Genomic DNA, 18,454 nt, shown 5'->3' with positions numbered 1-18,454 from the left:
AAGAATGAACTATACAATCCGCCAAGCAACCAAAACAGATGTCCATGATATCTTTAGATTGATTCAGGAATTAGCTATTTTTGAAAAAGAACCAGAAGCTGTAATCACAACACCAGAAATGCTGTTGGAAGATGGTTTTGGAACTGCGCCAAAGTTTCATTGCTTTATAGCAGAATCGCCAGAAGATGCTGAATCAAGTTCAACACAGAAGGTTTTGGGAATCGCATTAGTATATATGCGGTATTCTACATGGAAAGGTGAAGTATTGCATTTAGAAGATTTAATTGTAAGCGAAAAAGCACGCGGACAAGGAATTGGAAGTTTGCTATTGACAGAAGTCATTAAATACGGAAATAGTTTAGGTGTAAAACGAATCAGTTGGGAAGTGTTAGATTGGAATACGCCAGCCATTGATTTTTACGAACACATTGGCGCAAATGTTATGCGCGATTGGCATGTTGTACAATTAGACGAACAAGGAATGCAAAATTATTTAGCAAAAAAGTAATAAGAAATTATAAATGTAAAATGCTAAATTTTAAATATAAAACGAAGTTGTCAATTTATATTTAGGTGTTATCATTAAAATCAATATTCGTAAATCCAAAACGTCACTTCGAGTGATTTTCTGAAAGAATTTTGTGTCGAGAAATACTAGAAAGTTTATACTTTACATTAAAAAAAATAAAGAATTAACAATGAAAATATTCAAATTTGGTGGCGCATCTGTAAAAGACGCAAATGGTGTAAAAAACCTTGTAAAAGTATTGCAAGAAGTTGGGTACGATACTACACTAATTGTTGTTTCTGCGATGGGAAAAACAACAAATGCCATAGAAGTTGTCATTAAAAACTATTTTGATGAAAGTAATGAATTGCAAGCTTCTGTTCAAGAAATTGTCAAATATCACAACGAAATTCTGCTGGAATTATTTCCAAATGAGCAGCATCAAATTTATAATGACATAAAAAAATTATTTGAAGAAATGCAAGGTTTTTTGGGGAGAAACAAATCGCCAGATTATGACTATGTGTACGATCAATTAGTGTCGTTTGGGGAATTAATTTCTACGAAAATTATCAGTGCGTATCTAAACAGTATTTCCATTGAGACTACTTGGCTAGATGTTCGCGAACTCATCAAAACGGATACAAGTTATCGTGATGCGAAAGTAAATTGGGAAGTGACGCAGCAAAACATCAAACTAAATGTAAATACAAGCAAACTCAATATTACACAAGGATTTATTGGAAGTGATCCAAATAATTTTACCACAACATTAGGTAGAGAAGGTTCCGATTATACAGCAGCCATTTTCGCCTATTGCTTAAACGCAGGAAGTGTTACAATATGGAAAGATGTTCCGGGTGTTTTAAATGCCGATCCGCGTTATTTTGAAAATGCACAATTATTACACAAAATTTCGTATCGAGAAGCTATTGAACTTGCATTTTATGGCGCTTCTGTGATTCACCCAAAAACACTACAACCATTACAGCGCAAGGAAATTCCATTGTTTGTAAAATCGTTTTTAAACCCAAAAGGAGATGGAACTGCTGTGACAAAAGGCATGGGAATTACACCAAACATTCCATGTTTTATCGTAAAAAAAAATCAAGTATTAATTTCACTTTCTTCCTTAGATTTTTCATTCATTGTAGAAGAAAATATCAGTGAAATTTTCAAACTATTACACGATTGTAAAATGAAAGTTGACGTTATTCAAAACTCAGCAATTAGTTTTTCAGTGTGTGTAGATAATAAGTTTGATAATCTTGACAAATTACTCAATATCTTACGCTCAAAATTCAAGGTAACATACAATAAAGATGTGTCTTTATACACCATACGACACTTTACAGAATCAGCAATTGAAGGATTACAAAAAGAAAAAGAAATTCTATTGGAACAACGTGCACAACAAACCATTCAGTTAGTTGTGAAATAAATAAAATAAATTGGGGTTGTTTTCCTATATTTGTAATTCGCCTTAAAATAAATATATGGGATTGGTAACTGCTAAAGAAGTTGCAAAAGCGATTAAATTAGACAAGTACGGCTTTATTGGAACCTTTATTGGTTGGATTCTGATGAAAGTATTGCGCATATCCAATATAAATAAAGTTTACGATAAACATAAGCATCTTAAAGATGTAGAGTTTCTAAATGCATTATTAGATGAGTTTCAGATTAAATTTGAAATTCCAGAGGAAGATTTAAAGCGTCTTCCTAAAGACGGCGCGTATGTAACTATTTCCAATCATCCGCTAGGAGGAATTGATGGAGTTCTGTTATTAAAATTAATGCTAGAGCAGCGATCAGATTATAAAATTATTGCAAATTTTCTATTGCAACGAATTGATCCGATAAAGTCATACATCATGCCTGTAAATCCTTTTGAAGATCGCAAAGATGCAAAATCAAGTATAGCAGGTTTCAAACAATCCATCATGCATTTGCGTGAAGGAAAACCATTAGGTATTTTTCCAGCAGGAGAAGTTTCAACCTATAAAGATGGACGTTTAATTGTTGATAAGCCTTGGGAAGAATCAGCAATGAAGCTCGTAAAAAAAGCAAAAGTTCCTGTTGTTCCAATTTACTTTCACGCAAAAAATAGTCGTATTTTCTATAGACTTTCAAGAATCAGTGACACCTTCCGAACGGCAAAATTACCGTCTGAAGTATTGACACAAAAAAATAGAGTGATTAAAGTGCGAATAGGAAAGCCAATTTCCGTAAAAGCACAAGATGAACACAAAAGCTTAGAGGATTTTACAGAATTTTTACGTAAAAAAACATATATGTTATCCAACACGTATGAAAAGGAAAATCTTTTGAGTAAAGTGCCAAATTCATTAAAAATTCCGAAACAACCAAAAGATATTGTCACACCAGTTTCTGCGCAAGTTATTCAGGAAGAAGTAGAAGGTTTGTCAAAAAATCATCACTTATTGACGAGTAAAAACTATCAGGTTTTTCTAGCGGAAGCTTCTGAAATTCCAAATGTATTGCGCGAAATTGGAAGACTTCGTGAAATTACATTCCGAGAAATCGGAGAAGGAACCAACAAAGCAATTGATTTAGATAAATTCGATTATTATTATCATCACATGTTTTTGTGGGATAGTGAAGCAAAACAATTGGCAGGCGCATACAGAATGGGCTTAGGAAGTCAGATTTATGCAAAATACGGAATAGACGGTTTCTATTTGCAAGATTTATTTCGCTTTGAGCCAGAATTACACAAAATGATGAGCGAATCCATTGAAATGGGAAGAGCTTTCATCATCAAAGAATATCAGCAAAAACCAATGCCATTATTCTTATTGTGGAAAGGAATTGTACATACAACCTTGCGCCATCCAGAACACAAATACTTAATTGGTGGCGTGAGTATCAGCAATCAGTTTTCAAATTTTTCTAAATCACTCATGATTGAGTTCATGAAATCGCACTATTACGATCCATACATTGCACAATACATTCATCCGAAAAAAGAATTTAAAGTCAAGTTGAAAGATGCTGACAAAGACTTCATTTTTGATGAAACTGCTGCCGATTTGGTAAAGTTTGATAGAATTATTGATGAACTCGAACCAGGACATTTGCGTTTACCTGTGCTTATTAAAAAGTACGTAAAACAAAACGCAAAAGTAATTGCTTTCAATGTTGATCCGCTATTCAATAATGCGGTTGATGGATTGATGTACATTCGAATTGCTGATCTTCCAGAAAGTACTGTAAAACCTGTTATGGAAGAATTTCAAGCAGAATTAGAGCGAAGATTAACTGATAACGAAGAAGAGTGATACATTAACTTCGTTTAATTTAGGTTCTTATTTAAATTAAAAGGTTCAAGTTTCTTTTCCGCAGTGTAGTAGGGATTTTTCGTTAAAAATTTTTGAAGCCTTGGAGAAAATTTAGAAAAATTCATGCGGTTTTAGTTTTTCCAAAAGAAAAACTAAAAACACCTCTGGAAAAGCGCAATTTCTTTTGTTTCTTTTCTTTGGGCGAGCAAAGAAATAGAAAATTAAAATAAAGTAATTATATTGAAAGTTGCTAAGTATTTTTTCATCTTAATGTAGAATACATGCCATTTTTCAAGTAAAATAAAATACATGCGAATAATATCATACAACGTAAACGGAATTCGTGCAGCGATCAAAAAAGGATTCCTAGAATGGCTACAACAAGCAAATCCAGATGTAATTTGTCTGCAAGAAACAAAAGCACAAAAAGAACAGCTAGATTTAGCCGTTTTTGAAGAAGCAGGTTACAAATACAACTATTGGTACAGTGCACAAAAAAAAGGATACAGTGGCGTTGCTATTCTGTGTAAAGAAGAGCCAAAAAATATCGTGTACGGAACAGGAATTGAAACTATGGATTTTGAAGGCCGCAACTTGCGTGTCGATTTTGAAAATATTTCTGTGATGAGTATGTATTTGCCTTCTGGAACCAATGATGATCGTTTGAATTTTAAGTTCCAGTACATGGACGAAATCAAGGAATACTTAACAGAATTACGCAAGGAATTGCCATATTTGGTAGTTTGTGGCGATTACAATATCTGTCATGAAGAAATTGACATTCACAATCCAAAAATGAAAGGTGTTTCCGGGTTCTTGCCAGAAGAACGCGCATGGATTGGAAGTTTCATTGATAGCGGATTCATCGATTCATTCCGTCATCTCAACAAAGAACCACACCATTACAGTTGGTGGAGTTACCGTGCAAACGCCCGAAACAACAACAAAGGTTGGCGCATAGATTACAATATGGTCAGCGAACCATTAAAAGAAAACATTACCAGAGCGACAATTTTACCAGAAGCCAAACACTCGGATCATTGTCCTATTTTAGTTGAGGTAGAAGTATAGTTTTTTTCATTCCTGCGAAGGCAGGAATCTATCTTTTTGTCAAGATAAACTTTGGCAGGAATCTATTTCTACGTCATGCTGAACTTGATGCAGCATCTCACAAACAATTATTTAAAACAAAATGAAATACACAACACTACCAAAAACAGACATAAAAGTTAGCAAAATTTGTTTAGGAACCATGACGTGGGGAAACCAAAACACGGAAGCCGAAGGTCATGAACAAATGGATTATGCTTATGAGCAAGGTGTTAACTTTTTTGATACTGCCGAATTATATCCAGTGCCAGCAACCGCAGAAACGTACGCGGAAACAGAACGTATTATTGGAACTTGGTTCAAAAAAACAGGAAATCGAGACAACATTGTATTGGCATCTAAAATTGCAGGTCCAGGTGATTATACAGCGCACATTAGAACGAATGGTTTCAAGCCAGAAGCTATCAAAGATGCGGTAGAAAATAGTTTAAAACGTTTGCAAACCGATTATATAGATTTATACCAATTGCATTGGCCAGAACGTGAAGCAAATTTCTTCGGAGCACGTGATTATAAACACAATCCAAATGATCCTTGGGAAGATAATTTCAACGAAAGTCTACATGCGTTAGATGGAATGATCAAAGAAGGGAAAATTCGCCAAGTTGGAATCTCTAATGAAACGCCTTGGGGAACTATGCGCTATTTAGAAGAATCTAAAAAAGGATTGCCAAGAATGATTACGATTCAAAATGCATATTCATTATTGTGTAGAAGTTTTGAAACGAGTTTGGCAGAAGTTGCCATGCGTGAAGAAATTGGTTTACTTGCCTATTCTCCTCTTGGTTTTGGTGTCCTTTCGGGAAAATACTTAGGTGGAAAACTGCCTCCTGATGGACGATTAACCTTATTTCCACGATTTGCGCGTTACAGCGGAAAAGAAGCAACCGAAGCCACAGAAAGATATGCTGCGGTTGCTGAAAAGCACGGTTTGAGTTTGGCGCAAATGGCATTGGCGTTTATCAATCAGCAACCATTTGTAACCGGAAACATTATTGGAGCTAGTAAAATGCAACAACTCAAAGAAAATATTGCAAGCATCGATCTCGATTTATCGCAAGAAGTTTTGGATGAAATTAACGCGATTCACGGTAGTATTCCAAACCCGGCACCGTAAATGAGATCGCTTTGCTCTTAGACTCGCTTTGTTTTTGGAATTTAGACCGCTGTCGCTGTTAGAAGTAATCTGTTTATTCAATGAGCTGATTTTCACAAATTTTTTCACTTCGACTTCGCTCAGTGTAAACAAAACTTTTGCAAAGACGTTTCAAATGTATAACGATAGAAATAAAAAAAGGGAACTGATTTTAAAATCAGATTCCCTTTTCTTGGTTTTTTAGGTAATCTTACAATACATAAACTATACAATCGTATTAATTATTGTGTTGTAAGTGTTTAATTATAAGTTCTTTATTTAAAATAAATGCGAAACTAAATCTTCAATTCTTGAAATTAGAATAATCTTTATGTTGGTGTTTTTTAATGATATTTTATTGTGTTTTGAAGCAAAAAACGTTTTAAAACCTAACTTTTCAGCTTCTAAAATCCGTTGATCAATTCTGCTTACAGGGCGAATTTCTCCTGCGAGTCCAATTTCTGCCGCAAAGCAATTTGCTTTGGAAATTTCTTCATCTTCATTGCTCGATAAAATTGCAGCAACTACGGCTAAATCAATCGCGGTATCATCAATACTAATTCCACCAGTAATATTTAAAAAGACATCTTTTGCTGCTAATTTAAAACCAGCTCTTTTTTCTAAAACTGCCAATAACATATTCAAACGTTTGGCATTATATCCTGTAGAACTTCGTTGTGGTGTTCCGTAAACTGCGGTGCTGACCAGTGCTTGAATTTCTATCATTAATGGTCGTGCGCCTTCCAGAGTAGCTGCAATGGCAGTTCCGCTGAGTTCATCTTCATTTTTAGAAATCAAAATTTCTGACGGATTGTGTACTTCGCGTAAGCCATCAGACAGCATTTCATAAATTCCAAGTTCGGACGTAGAACCAAAACGGTTTTTTAGTGAACGAAGAATTCGATATACATGATTGCGATCGCCTTCAAACTGTAAAACCGTATCTACCATGTGTTCCAAAATTTTTGGACCCGCAATATTTCCATCTTTCGTAATATGACCAATTAATAAAACTGGCGTACCGCTTTCTTTGGCAAATTTGATGAGTTCGGTTGTGCATTCTCTAATTTGAGAAATGCTTCCCGCAGACGATTCAATATAATCAGAATGCAAGGTTTGAATCGAATCAATAATGACAATATCTGGTTCAATTTCTGCAATTTGCTTGAAAATATTTTGCGTTTTTGTTTCGGTCAATACAAAACAATTGGAGTTTTTTTGACTGATGCGTTCCGCGCGCATTTTAATTTGCTTCTGACTTTCTTCACCAGAAACATACAAAGTTTTATACGGTAATTTTAACGAAATTTGGAGTAATAAAGTACTTTTTCCAATACCAGGTTCGCCACCTAAAAGAATTAACGATCCAGGAACAATTCCGCCACCTAACACTCTGTCCAATTCTTGATCGGAAGTAGGCATGCGTTTTTCTGTTGCAGAACTTATTTCATGAATCAGCGTAGGTTTTGAAACTCTAGAAACGGTTTTTTCTTTGCTCTGCCAATTGGCTTTTACTTCTTTTTGAATTACTTCTTCCACAATGGTATTCCACTGTTTACAAGAAGTACATTGTCCTTGCCATTTAGCGAACTGCGTTCCACAGTTTTGACAGAAAAAAGTTGTTTTTACTTTTGCCATATTACCAACCGAAGTCTTGTTTTATTTTAGCTGCTTTGTCAAGCATTAAATCTTTAGTGATAAAATCGATTGCATTCATGCTAAATCCATTTTGGTACATGCGCAATGCTTTTTTTGCATCGCCATTTTTTTCGTGAAACTCTCCCATAAAGAAGTGAAATAATGCGGTGTCGGGATATTCCTTTTTAGCAAGTTTTGCTAATAACTTTAAATCTTCTGTAGTAGTTTTTTGTTTGCGAACAGCAGAATAAATTGCCATAAAGTCATTGACAGAAACGCGTTTTTCAAAACCAAAAAGATTTTTGATGGTTTCGTATTTATCTGCCAAATATAAATAAGGTGAAGTACTTAAGGTTGAAATTTTCTCTTTGTATTCTTTGACGCTGATTGGGCGATACATTGAGAATATTTGACTCATTGCTCTTGGAATTGCTTGCACTGCTAATGAATTGTGATTTGCTTCTGTGAAATCGTCGTAATAGTAGAAAATGTTTTCGTTTTTTATAGCGCTTAGCGAAGTGTTTAAAGCTCTGATTCTTTGTGCAGCTTTTTTAGTATCTTCTTCAGCAGTCGCCAAATAATAGAATTTTTTTGTTTCAAACTCTGTCAAACGTGTTGCAATACGTTCTTCCATTTTTGGCGCAAAATAGGGGCTTAAGTTAATGTATGCATCAAATAATGGTACTTGCTTGAATAGGTAATAATTTGCAAAATTTGCTGTTAAATCGTGTCCGACAATCATTTTAAAGTTTGCGGTATTGTAGTTTTTCTCTACAAACGGAATCAGTTCCATTCCAATAAACTCAAAAAATTGTGTTCCTTTATCTTTTGGCAATCCGTTGTCATCGTCGTACATACAATCTTTTTCGCGATCTTCGACTTCGTATTGGTTAATTCCAACGACAATACATTCGGGCATTTCGTCCCAATAACTATAATAACGTGTGTTTGCTACCACACTTTCAAACAGGTAATTCGCGTCTAATACGACAATAATTGGATATACTTTTTCGTCTGAATATCCTTCCGGAATGTACAATTGAATGTCACGTGTTTCATTTAGTTTTTTTGAGGCTAATTTTTCAATTTTGGTTTGTGCATTTGTGATGGTGAAACACATAAATGCAGCAAGTAACATGACATACTTTTTCATGATGAAGATAGGTTAGTTTAGAGGAGCAAGTTAAAGATTATTTTTTGCTATTAAAAATAGGTAAATAAAGAAAGGATAATCCACCTAGAATTATGATCATTAAGGTTTGCGATGACCACATAATCCAGCCAAATGCTTCACTTGGAACTTTAGCTAAACCAAATAGTGAAAATGCTCCAGCAACGGCAATTGGATATAAGCCAATTCCGCCATTGGTAGCGGCAACACTAAAGCTTCCAGCGATAAACCCAATTAAGATGGCGCCCGCAGGAACTTTACCGTATAAATCTTCTACAGAAAGAATCGTTACATAGAACATTAAAAGATACATTGCCCATATAAAAAGTGTGTGAAAGATAAAACCCCATTTGTTTTTCATCTTTAAAATGCTTGTGGCGCCTTCATAAATTCCTAAAATGAAATTTTTGATTTTTAACGGAATACCCTTTTTTGCTTTTTTGATGAAAATAATCAATCCAATTCCACCAATAAGCATAAGGGCTAATAAGAGGATGATTTTTGTTGGATTGAAATTTTTTACGAGCAAATTCCAGATGAAATCAAATTGAATGAAAAGTGTAGCTGCTATTACAAATACCATCACAATAAGATCAGCAACACGTTCGGCAACAATGGTTCCAAATCCTTTTTCAAAAGGAACACCTTCATAGTTTGTCAACGTTAGTGCGCGCAATGCTTCGCCAGATCGTGGAATTCCTAAATTGGCTAAATACGCTATAAAGACCGCCATAATACTATTAGGGTACTTTGGTTTAAAGCCCATAGGTTCTAGCATGTATTGCCAGCGATAGGCTCTGGATAAATGACTTAATATCCCTAAGAAAACACCAAGTGCAATCCAATAGTAATTAGCTTTCTTAAAATGATTAATGAGTTCGTCTAAAGGTGTTTTAGATAAAGAGTACCAAACTAAAAATACTCCCAAAAAAAGTGGGAGTATGATTTTAAGTGTTTTTGATACGGATATTTTCAATTATGTGAGTGTATTATCTGCTTCGTTAGGGAAAACTAATGCGGGTTTAAATTTTTTTGCTTCCTCAATGTTCATTATCCCGTATGTAATTAGGATGAGTACATCTCCTTTAGCAACTTTACGTGCTGCTGCTCCGTTTAGGGTAATTTCTCCGCTTCCTCTTGGTCCTGGAATTGCATACGTTTCAAGGCGTTCGCCATTATTGTTGTTTACAATTTGAACCTTTTCTCCTTGAATAATGTTTGCAGCATCCATAAGGTCTTCATCAATAGTGATGCTTCCAATATAGTTTAAGTCAGCTCCTGTGACTTTTACTCTATGAATTTTAGATTTTACTACGTGTATTTGCATGTGGCAAAGTTAATGATTTTAAAGTTTTTAATTCAATGCTATGTTGTCAATTAGTCGAATGTTTTCGATAAAAGCAGCAATGAACACACGATATGTCTCGTTTTTGGATTTTCGTTTGACTGTTTTCAAGTTTTTGATGTTTGCAATTTCAACATATTCTAGGGTAAGTAGTGGATGTTTACTGAACTGTTTCTGAACCCATTCTTTAACGTGTAATGCACTTTTTGTGCCAAATTTTTTCTTTGCCTCTAAAAGTGTTTTATAAATAAATGCACTTTCTTTTTTTGCATGATCGGACAAGCGTTGATTTCGAGAACTCATAGCTAAACCAGAAGTTTCTCGAAATATTTCACAACCAATCACATTTACGGGTAATTTGTACTTAGAAGCTAGTTTTTTTATAATCATTAATTGCTGAAAATCCTTTTCGCCAAAATACGCATTATCGGGCGTAACAATTTCAAAAAGACGTTTTACGATGGTTCCAACACCGTCAAAATGACCTGTTCTAAATTTCCCTTCCATCTCAAATTCGAGTCCATCAAAACTAAATTTTTCGGCATTTATGTCAGAATTATAGATATCTTCGACACTTGGAGCGTATACAAACACATTTTTTCCTAAAGTTTTTAGGAGTGCAACATCTGTATCTAAAGTTCGAGGATATTTCTCTAAATCTGAAGTGTTGTCAAACTGAGTTGGATTTACAAAAACACTAACGAATACAATATCATTGTCAGTCATAGCGTTCCTTACAAGTGATAAGTGTCCTTTGTGTAATGCGCCCATAGTAGGTACAAAACCGATAGTTTTACGTTCGCTTTTTTGAGCTTCTACAAAAGCTTTCAGTGTATTTTGAGTATAGAATATAGTCATTTTAGAAAAAATTAACAGCTTGCAAACATAATATATTACTGTTAATCTGCATAATTTTTGTAATTTTGCATGTTTTACGCTGAATTATAAAGCAAAAGTATTTTTATGAATAATAAAAGAGTCTTATACGTTTCATCTGAGGTTGTTCCCTATTTACCAGAAACTGAAATTTCATCAATGTCGTTTGAAGCACCAAAAATGGTAAACAGTAAAGGTGGGCAAATTAGGATATTTATGCCACGTTTTGGAAATATCAATGAACGAAGACATCAATTACATGAAGTAATTCGTTTGTCAGGAATGAACTTAGTTATTAATGATATGGATATGCCATTGATTATTAAAGTTGCCTCCATTCCAAAAGAAAGAATACAAGTATACTTTATTGACAACGAAGAATACTTTAAGCGCAAAGCTACATTTACAGATGAAGAAGGGAATTTATTTCCTGATAATGACGAACGTGCAATTTTCTTTGCAAAAGGCGTTATAGAAACTGTTAAGAAGCTTAATTGGGCACCAGATATCATCCATGTTCATGGTTGGATGGCATCATTATTACCTTTATACTTGAGAAAGTATTACAAAGACGAACCATTGTTTACAGATAGTAAAATAGTTACATCTGTATATAAACAAGAATTTGAAGGAACTTTAGATAAAGAAATGCTAAACAAAATCAAATTTGATAATATTGGAGATGGCAATGTGGAAATATTAGCTGAACCAAACTACTCTAACCTTCTAAAAGTTGCTGTGGATCATTCGGATGCCGTAGTAATTGCATCTGAGGAAATTCCTACTGATGTTCGAGAATATCTCACCGGTCTTGAAAAACCCGTTCTTGAATATAAAAACAGTGAAGAATTTGCTGATGCATACACAGATTTTTACAATACAAAAGTTTTAAATTTAGGTTAACAGATTACTTATGAACAGATTTAAGAAGACACTCGCAGGTGCCTCAGCAATACTTTTAATGGTATTAGGCTTTGTTGCTTGTGATGACGATTTTAGTACAGTTGGTGGTGAAATTATTGAAAATAATAATTTTTCAACTGACTTATTTTCAGAAACAATGATTCAGGCTTACAATAAACGATTGAATCCAGTACAAACAAATGGATTGCCAGTGTATCAATTAGGAACGAATGCTGATCCAGTATTCGGAACAACATTTTCAAGCCTTACAGTACAAGCAAGTTTAGTAACAGGAACGGAAGATCCTGAATTCGGAGACTTAAGTCAAGCGGAAGAAGATGCTGACTTAACAGATTTCGAAGAAGATGAAACGGTGACTGAAGTATGGTTAAATATTCCATTTTTTAGTACGCGAAGCCTTAACGATGATAATGAAATTGAAGTAGCAGTAGATTCATTATATGGAGATACAGATGCTCCTTTTACACTACGTATACAAGAACTTACGTATTACTTAAGGAATATTGATGCTGACGGAAACCCGCAAGCATATTTCTCAGATGAAGATTATTCAACTTCAGTTGGAATAACATTATTTGAAGATACTGCTTACGTAATTAACCAAGAAGAAATTGAGGTTATAGAAGTTGATGCAAATGGTGAAACAGTATTTGATGACGAAGGTATAGCAGTAATAGAAGAAACGTTGTCACCAAGAATTCGCGTGCCTTTAGATGCAGCTTTCTTTCAACAACGAATTATTGATAACGAAGGAAGTATTAAACTTTCAAACAATAATGTATTTAGAGCAGAAGATTTATTCAGAGGTTTGCATATAACTGCAGAAAATGCACAAGCATTAATGTTGTTAGATTTTCAAAATGCAAACATCGAAATTGATTACGTATATCAAAAAACAGAAACACAAGGAAATACAGATCCTGCAGACGATGAAGCAGTCCCTACAAAAGCATCATTTGCTTTAAGCTTATCTTCTTCAAACATTGTAAATACATTTTCAACGCCCACTTTTGGGCAAGATGTTACTGCAAACGAAGACAACTTATTTGTAAAAGGAGGCGAAGGTTCAATGTCTATAATTGAACTTTTTGGACCAGATACTGATGCAAATGGCGTTGCAGATCAATTAGAAGAAATTAGAGAAAACGGTTGGATTATCAACGATGCAAATTTAGTATTTTACGTAAATAATACTTTACAAGTAGAAACTGCTCAAGATCCACAACGTATTTACTTATATAATTTAGATGATGCAATTCCATTGCAAGATTATCTTGTTGATCAAACAGTAAATGCTTCATCACCTTCTTTGTCGAAAGCTGTTCATGGAGGAATCTTAGAACGCGATGATGCAGGAAATGCAACTCAATACAAGATTCGAATAACAGAACATATTAATAATGTGATCCGAAGAGATTCAACCAACGTTAAACTTGGATTAGTTTCTTCTTCTGATATCCGCATTATTTCAAGTGGACAAGTGGAAACAACTGGTTCAGAATTTGATTTTGTTCCAACGGTTTCAATCATGAATCCATTTGGTACTGTATTGCATGGAAGTACACCAGCTTCTCCAGAAGACAAACGACTGAAGCTTGAAATATTCTATTCAATCCCAGAAAGCAATTAATATCATTAATTAAGAAAAAAATTATGTGCGGAATCGTAGGTTATATAGGTCACAGAGAAGCATATCCTGTCGTATTAAAAGGTTTAAAAAGACTTGAGTATAGAGGGTATGACAGCGCAGGAGTTGCTATATACGATGGTAAAAACATCAAACTATCCAAAACCAAAGGAAAAGTTGTCGATTTAGAAAATCGAATTAAAGATGAAATCTCAGTTGACGGAACTTTGGCAATTGGGCATACACGTTGGGCTACACATGGAGAGCCAAATGATGTAAACTCTCATCCACATTATTCTAATTCTGGTGAATTAGTAATTATTCATAACGGAATTATTGAAAACTATGAGCCGTTAAAGCAAGAATTAATTAACAGAGGATACGTATTTCATTCAGATACAGATACTGAAGTGTTGGTAAACTTGATTGAAGACGTAAAGAAAAACGAAGATGTAAAACTTGGAAAAGCAGTTCAGATTGCCTTAAACCAAGTTGTTGGAGCCTATGCAATAGCTGTTTTTGACCAAAAGAAACCAGACGAAATTGTAGTGGCACGTTTAGGAAGTCCGTTAGTAATTGGAGTTGGAGAAGATGAATTTTTCATTGCTTCTGATGCGTCTCCTTTTATTGAATATACAAACAATGCTATTTATCTTGAAGATGAAGAAATGGCAATTGTACGCAGAGGTAAAAAAGTAAAAGTTCGTAAAATTAAAGATGATTCTTTAGTGGATCCGTACGTTCAAGAATTACAATTAAACTTAGAGCAGATTGAAAAAGGTGGTTACGATCACTTTATGCTAAAAGAAATATATGAGCAGCCAAGAGCAATTTTGGACACGTTTAGAGGAAGAATGTTAGCTAACGAAGGCATCATTAGAATGGCTGGAGTTGATGATAATATTGAAAAATTTGTAAACGCAAACAGAATTTTAATTGTAGCCTGTGGAACATCATGGCATGCAGGGTTGGTAGCTGAATATGTGTTTGAAAACTTAACAAGAATTCCTGTTGAGGTTGAATACGCTTCTGAGTTTAGATATAGAAACCCAATAATTACTGAAAATGATGTAGTTATAGCAATTTCACAATCAGGTGAAACGGCAGATACTATGGCAGCTATAAAATTGGCTAAAAGTAAAGGAGCATTTGTATTTGGAGTTTGTAATGTGGTAGGTTCGTCAATTTCTAGAGAAACTGATGCTGGTGCATATACGCACGCTGGTCCAGAAATTGGAGTGGCTTCAACAAAAGCATTTACAACGCAAATTACGGTATTAACGTTGATTGCTTTAAAATTAGCGCAGAAAAAAGGAACGATTTCTAAATCAGAATTTCATCAGTATTTATCTGAAATGGACGCAATTCCAGCTAAAGTTGAAAAAACTTTAGAATCTGCGAATCATGTAAAAACAATTGCAGATATCTATAAAGATGCGACAAACTTCTTATACTTAGGAAGAGGTTACAACTTCCCAGTAGCATTAGAAGGTGCATTAAAATTAAAAGAGATTTCATACATTCATGCAGAAGGATATCCGGCAGCCGAAATGAAGCACGGACCTATTGCATTAATTGATGAGCAAATGCCTGTTGTTGTCATTGCAACTCGTAAAGGACACTACGAAAAAGTAGTAAGTAACATTCAAGAAATAAAATCTAGAAAAGGAAAAATCATTGCTGTGGTAATGCAAGGTGATAAAAGCATCAAGAAAATTGCGGATTATGTCATTGAAATTCCTGAAACATTAGAGCTGTTAACTCCCTTATTAACAACCATTCCACTACAATTATTGTCGTATTATATAGCGGTAATGCGTGATTGCAATGTAGATCAGCCAAGAAACCTGGCAAAATCGGTAACAGTAGAATAATATATAAAATAGTAACGCTTTTTTTAGAGATATCTCAAAAAAGTGTATATTGTTCTCATAATAACTAAACCAAAAGACTTATGAGAGCATATCTATCAATCTTAGCTATGTTGGTTTGTGCCGGACTATTTGCACAAACCAATGTTAGCGGAAAAGTTGTTGATGGCAGTAACAATCCCATTCCAGGCGTGAATATTATCGTAGTTGGATCTTCTACAGGAACGATTACTGACTTTGATGGTAATTTCAAACTAAAAGTAAATCAACAACCACCCTTTAAAATTCAAGCAAGTAGCATTGGATTTGATTCTGCAACAGTTGACATCACTAAAGACAACGAAGATGTTACAATTACCTTAAAAGAAGGAACAGAGCTAGACGAAATTGTATTATCGGCTTCTAGAACACCTGAAAGAATTCGGGAATCCCCTGTAACGATAGAGCGAATGGACGCTAGAGCGATCAAAAACTCATCTGCGCCCACGTACTATGATGCATTAGAAAACTTAAAAGGAGTTGATGTAAACACAAACAGTTTAACATTCAAATCTATCAACACAAGAGGTTTTGCAACCTTTGCAAACACTCGATTCATGCAATTGGTAGATGGAATGGATAATTCATCACCAGCATTAAACTTTGCTCTAGGAAACTTATTAGGAATGTCTGAACTAGATGTATCAACGGTAGAATTACTTCCAGGAGCATCTTCAGCATTATACGGAGCAAACGCATTCAACGGAATCATGTTTATGCGAAGCAAAGATCCTTTCAAAAAGCAAGGAATTAGTTTCTATGCAAAAACAGGAATGACTTCTTCTGAAAACGCAGGAGATAATAACTTTATTGATGTCGGAATAAGAGCAGCACATGCTTTCAACGATAAATTAGCAATAAAAGCATCTTTCTCTTTCTTAAGTGGTACAGAATGGTTTGCAACAGACTATACAAACTATGACGCTTCTACAGGAGATGCATTAACTGGAGATAGAGTTAGTGATCCAAACTACAATGGATTAAACATTTACGGAGATGAGGTTTCAACAACATTAAATTTTGATGCATTATCAGGTGCTCCAGCAGGAACATTTGGTTCTTCTGCAATCTCAAGAACAGGATACGAAGAACGTGACTTAATGGACTATGATGCGGAAAGTGTAAAAGCTGATCTAGCATTGCATTACAAGCCGTTTGCAAATGATTTCACAATAATATGGAACTCTAAAATTGGTAGAGGAAACACTATCTATCAAGGTGCTAACAGATATTCTATTAAGAATTTCTTTATGCAGCAACACAAATTAGAAATTCGTAACAAGAACTTCTTTATCAGAGGATACGTAACTGCTGAAAAAGCAGGGGATTCGTATGATACGCGTTTTGCAGCAATCAACGTAAACAGAAGATGGAAATCAGATCAGCAATGGTTTACTGAATATGCTACAGGATACTTAGGAGCAATCACAGGAGCAATTCCAGGAGTAACGCCGGGAGATCCAACGGTAGCACATGCATTTGCTAGAGGTTTAGCAGATACAGGTCGTTTAGTACCTGGAACACCAGCTTTCAGATCTGCATTAAACACCGTAACTGCTGATGGAGATTTGCTTACAGGAGCAAAATTCATCGACAATACAAAACTATATCACTCTGATGTAAACTATAACTTCTCTCACTTAATTGATTTTGCAGACGTTCAAGTTGGTGGATCTTACCGTCAATATGTATTAAATTCGGAAGGAACCATCTTTACAGATTATGACGGACCAATTAAATACGATGAATATGGAGCGTATGTACAAGTGCAGAAAAAGTTCATGGAAGACAAAATGAAATTCACAGGATCTGTTCGTTATGACAAAGCACAAAACTTTGATGGAAACGTTTCTCCAAGATTATCATTAGTATTCTCTCCAGATGAAGATAAAAGACACAATTTCAGAGCTTCTTTCCAAACAGGATTCCGTAACCCAACAACACAAGATCAATACATTGGTTTAGATGTTGGAAATGCAATCTTAGTAGGATCGGCACCTGATAACTTAGATCGTTACACAACGCGACCAATCACAAACAACTTCCCAGCAGGATTAGAAGCATTTGGTTTGGATAGAGTAGTAACACTTTCAGGAAATGACGCATACAACAACTCATATACATTATCTTCATTCCAAGCATTTGGAGCAAGTGCAGCAGCAGGAGCACCAAATCCAGGATTGTTACAACAAGCTAGTGTTGAGTTTGTAAAGCCAGAACAAGTATCTGCTTTTGAAGTTGGATATCGTGGAATTGTATTTGACAACATTTCAGTAGATGTAAGTGCATACTATAATGCATACAAAGACTTCATTGCGAACAGAACGGTTATTGTACCAAACTACGGTAATGTAGATTTTTCAGATATCACGGATTTAACACCAGTAGGTGGAGCGCCAACACCAAACGCGCTAATTGCAGCAGCAAATGGTGATTTTACGCCTTTCCAACTATACTCTAACTCTAATGCAGATATCAATTCTTATGGAGTTGCAATTGGTGTAAATACCAAAGTATTTGGAGATTTCGATTTCGGTATAAACTATACGTATGCGAAACTTGACTTCGATCAAGCTAGTGATCCAGATTTTGAAACAAACTTCAATACGCCAGAGCATAAAGTAAAAGCGTCTTTTGGAAACAGAAATCTTTTTAACAACTTTGGTTTCAATGTAAACTGGAGATGGAACGATTCATTCCTTTGGGAATCAACATTTGCAGACGGAATGGTTACTGCACGTTCATTAGTTGATTTACAAATAAACTACAGATATAAAAAATCAACGTTCAAACTAGGAGCGGCAAACATATTAGGTCATGAGTATGTAAGTGCGCCAGGAGTAGGAACAATTGGTTCTCAATATTATATCTCTTGGGTTATCGGTCAATAAAAACAAAAACATATTAA

The 18,454-nt window shown here is 34.9% G+C and carries 14 protein-coding genes; 9 read left to right on the top strand and 5 right to left on the bottom strand.

The annotated features are described in order from the left end of the window. Positions 1-4: 4 nt before the first annotated feature. The 5 genes from H2O64_RS13240 (at position 5) to H2O64_RS13220 (ending at position 6,037) form a co-directional block, all read left to right on the top strand. Positions 5-508, top strand: coding sequence for a GNAT family N-acetyltransferase (locus tag H2O64_RS13240; RefSeq protein WP_187562679.1), 504 nt, complete (start codon positions 5-7; stop codon positions 506-508). 190 nt (positions 509-698) lie between these two features. Next, positions 699-1,949: an aspartate kinase gene (locus H2O64_RS13235; protein WP_187562678.1), complete on the top strand. Its 1,251-nt coding sequence runs from the start codon at positions 699-701 to the stop codon at positions 1,947-1,949. A 55-nt stretch (positions 1,950-2,004) separates the two neighbouring features. After that, positions 2,005-3,810 carry a GNAT family N-acyltransferase gene (locus H2O64_RS13230; RefSeq protein ID WP_187562677.1) on the top strand — a complete coding sequence of 602 codons (1,806 nt, stop codon included), beginning with the start codon at positions 2,005-2,007 and terminating at the stop codon, positions 3,808-3,810. Between the two features lie 309 nt (positions 3,811-4,119). After that, positions 4,120-4,881 carry an exodeoxyribonuclease III gene (locus tag H2O64_RS13225; RefSeq protein WP_187562676.1) on the top strand — a complete coding sequence of 254 codons (762 nt, stop codon included), beginning with the start codon at positions 4,120-4,122 and terminating at the stop codon, positions 4,879-4,881. Between the two features lie 121 nt (positions 4,882-5,002). Continuing rightward, positions 5,003-6,037, top strand: coding sequence for an aldo/keto reductase (locus tag H2O64_RS13220; RefSeq protein ID WP_187562675.1), 1,035 nt, complete (start codon positions 5,003-5,005; stop codon positions 6,035-6,037). A gap of 297 nt (positions 6,038-6,334) precedes the next feature. Here the strand turns inward: H2O64_RS13220 and radA are convergent, their stop codons facing one another. The 5 genes from radA to panC are packed head-to-tail and all read right to left on the bottom strand — an operon-like array spanning position 6,335 to position 11,067. After that, the gene (radA, locus tag H2O64_RS13215; protein WP_187562674.1) at positions 6,335-7,693 is read right to left on the bottom strand and encodes a DNA repair protein RadA; all 1,359 of its coding nucleotides are present in this window, start codon (positions 7,691-7,693) and stop codon (positions 6,335-6,337) included. A gap of 1 nt (position 7,694) precedes the next feature. Then, entirely contained in the window at positions 7,695-8,846 is a 1,152-nt protein-coding gene (locus tag H2O64_RS13210; RefSeq protein WP_235982873.1) for an alpha/beta hydrolase, read from the bottom strand. A 37-nt stretch (positions 8,847-8,883) separates the two neighbouring features. Continuing rightward, positions 8,884-9,840, bottom strand: a complete 957-nt coding sequence (locus H2O64_RS13205; RefSeq protein WP_215907163.1) for a lysylphosphatidylglycerol synthase transmembrane domain-containing protein — start codon at positions 9,838-9,840, stop codon at positions 8,884-8,886. Beyond that, a complete protein-coding gene (gene panD / locus H2O64_RS13200) occupies positions 9,841-10,191 on the bottom strand; it encodes an aspartate 1-decarboxylase (protein ID WP_187562673.1) in 351 nt (116 codons plus the stop codon). 27 nt (positions 10,192-10,218) lie between these two features. Then, the gene (gene panC / locus H2O64_RS13195; RefSeq protein WP_187562672.1) at positions 10,219-11,067 is read right to left on the bottom strand and encodes a pantoate--beta-alanine ligase; all 849 of its coding nucleotides are present in this window, start codon (positions 11,065-11,067) and stop codon (positions 10,219-10,221) included. A 105-nt stretch (positions 11,068-11,172) separates the two neighbouring features. Here panC and H2O64_RS13190 point away from each other — a divergent pair, with 105 nt between their 5' ends. The 4 genes from H2O64_RS13190 (at position 11,173) to H2O64_RS13175 (ending at position 18,437) form a co-directional block, all read left to right on the top strand. Next, on the top strand, positions 11,173-11,988 hold the full coding sequence (locus tag H2O64_RS13190) for a glycogen/starch synthase (RefSeq protein ID WP_187562671.1): 816 nt from the start codon (positions 11,173-11,175) through the stop codon (positions 11,986-11,988). Positions 11,989-11,998: 10 nt separating this feature from the next. Beyond that, complete coding sequence (locus tag H2O64_RS13185; RefSeq protein WP_187562670.1) at positions 11,999-13,639, top strand: DUF4270 domain-containing protein; 1,641 nt, start codon at positions 11,999-12,001, stop codon at positions 13,637-13,639. A 23-nt stretch (positions 13,640-13,662) separates the two neighbouring features. Next, positions 13,663-15,510 carry a glutamine--fructose-6-phosphate transaminase (isomerizing) gene (glmS, locus tag H2O64_RS13180; RefSeq protein ID WP_187562669.1) on the top strand — a complete coding sequence of 616 codons (1,848 nt, stop codon included), beginning with the start codon at positions 13,663-13,665 and terminating at the stop codon, positions 15,508-15,510. Between the two features lie 80 nt (positions 15,511-15,590). Further along, positions 15,591-18,437, top strand: coding sequence for a TonB-dependent receptor (locus H2O64_RS13175; RefSeq protein WP_187562668.1), 2,847 nt, complete (start codon positions 15,591-15,593; stop codon positions 18,435-18,437). Positions 18,438-18,454 lie beyond the last annotated feature (17 nt).

The organism is Kordia aestuariivivens (genome assembly GCF_014397005.1).
GTDB classification, from domain to species: Bacteria; Bacteroidota; Bacteroidia; order Flavobacteriales; family Flavobacteriaceae; genus Kordia; species Kordia aestuariivivens.
This window is presented reverse-complemented; position numbering and strand designations above follow the sequence as displayed.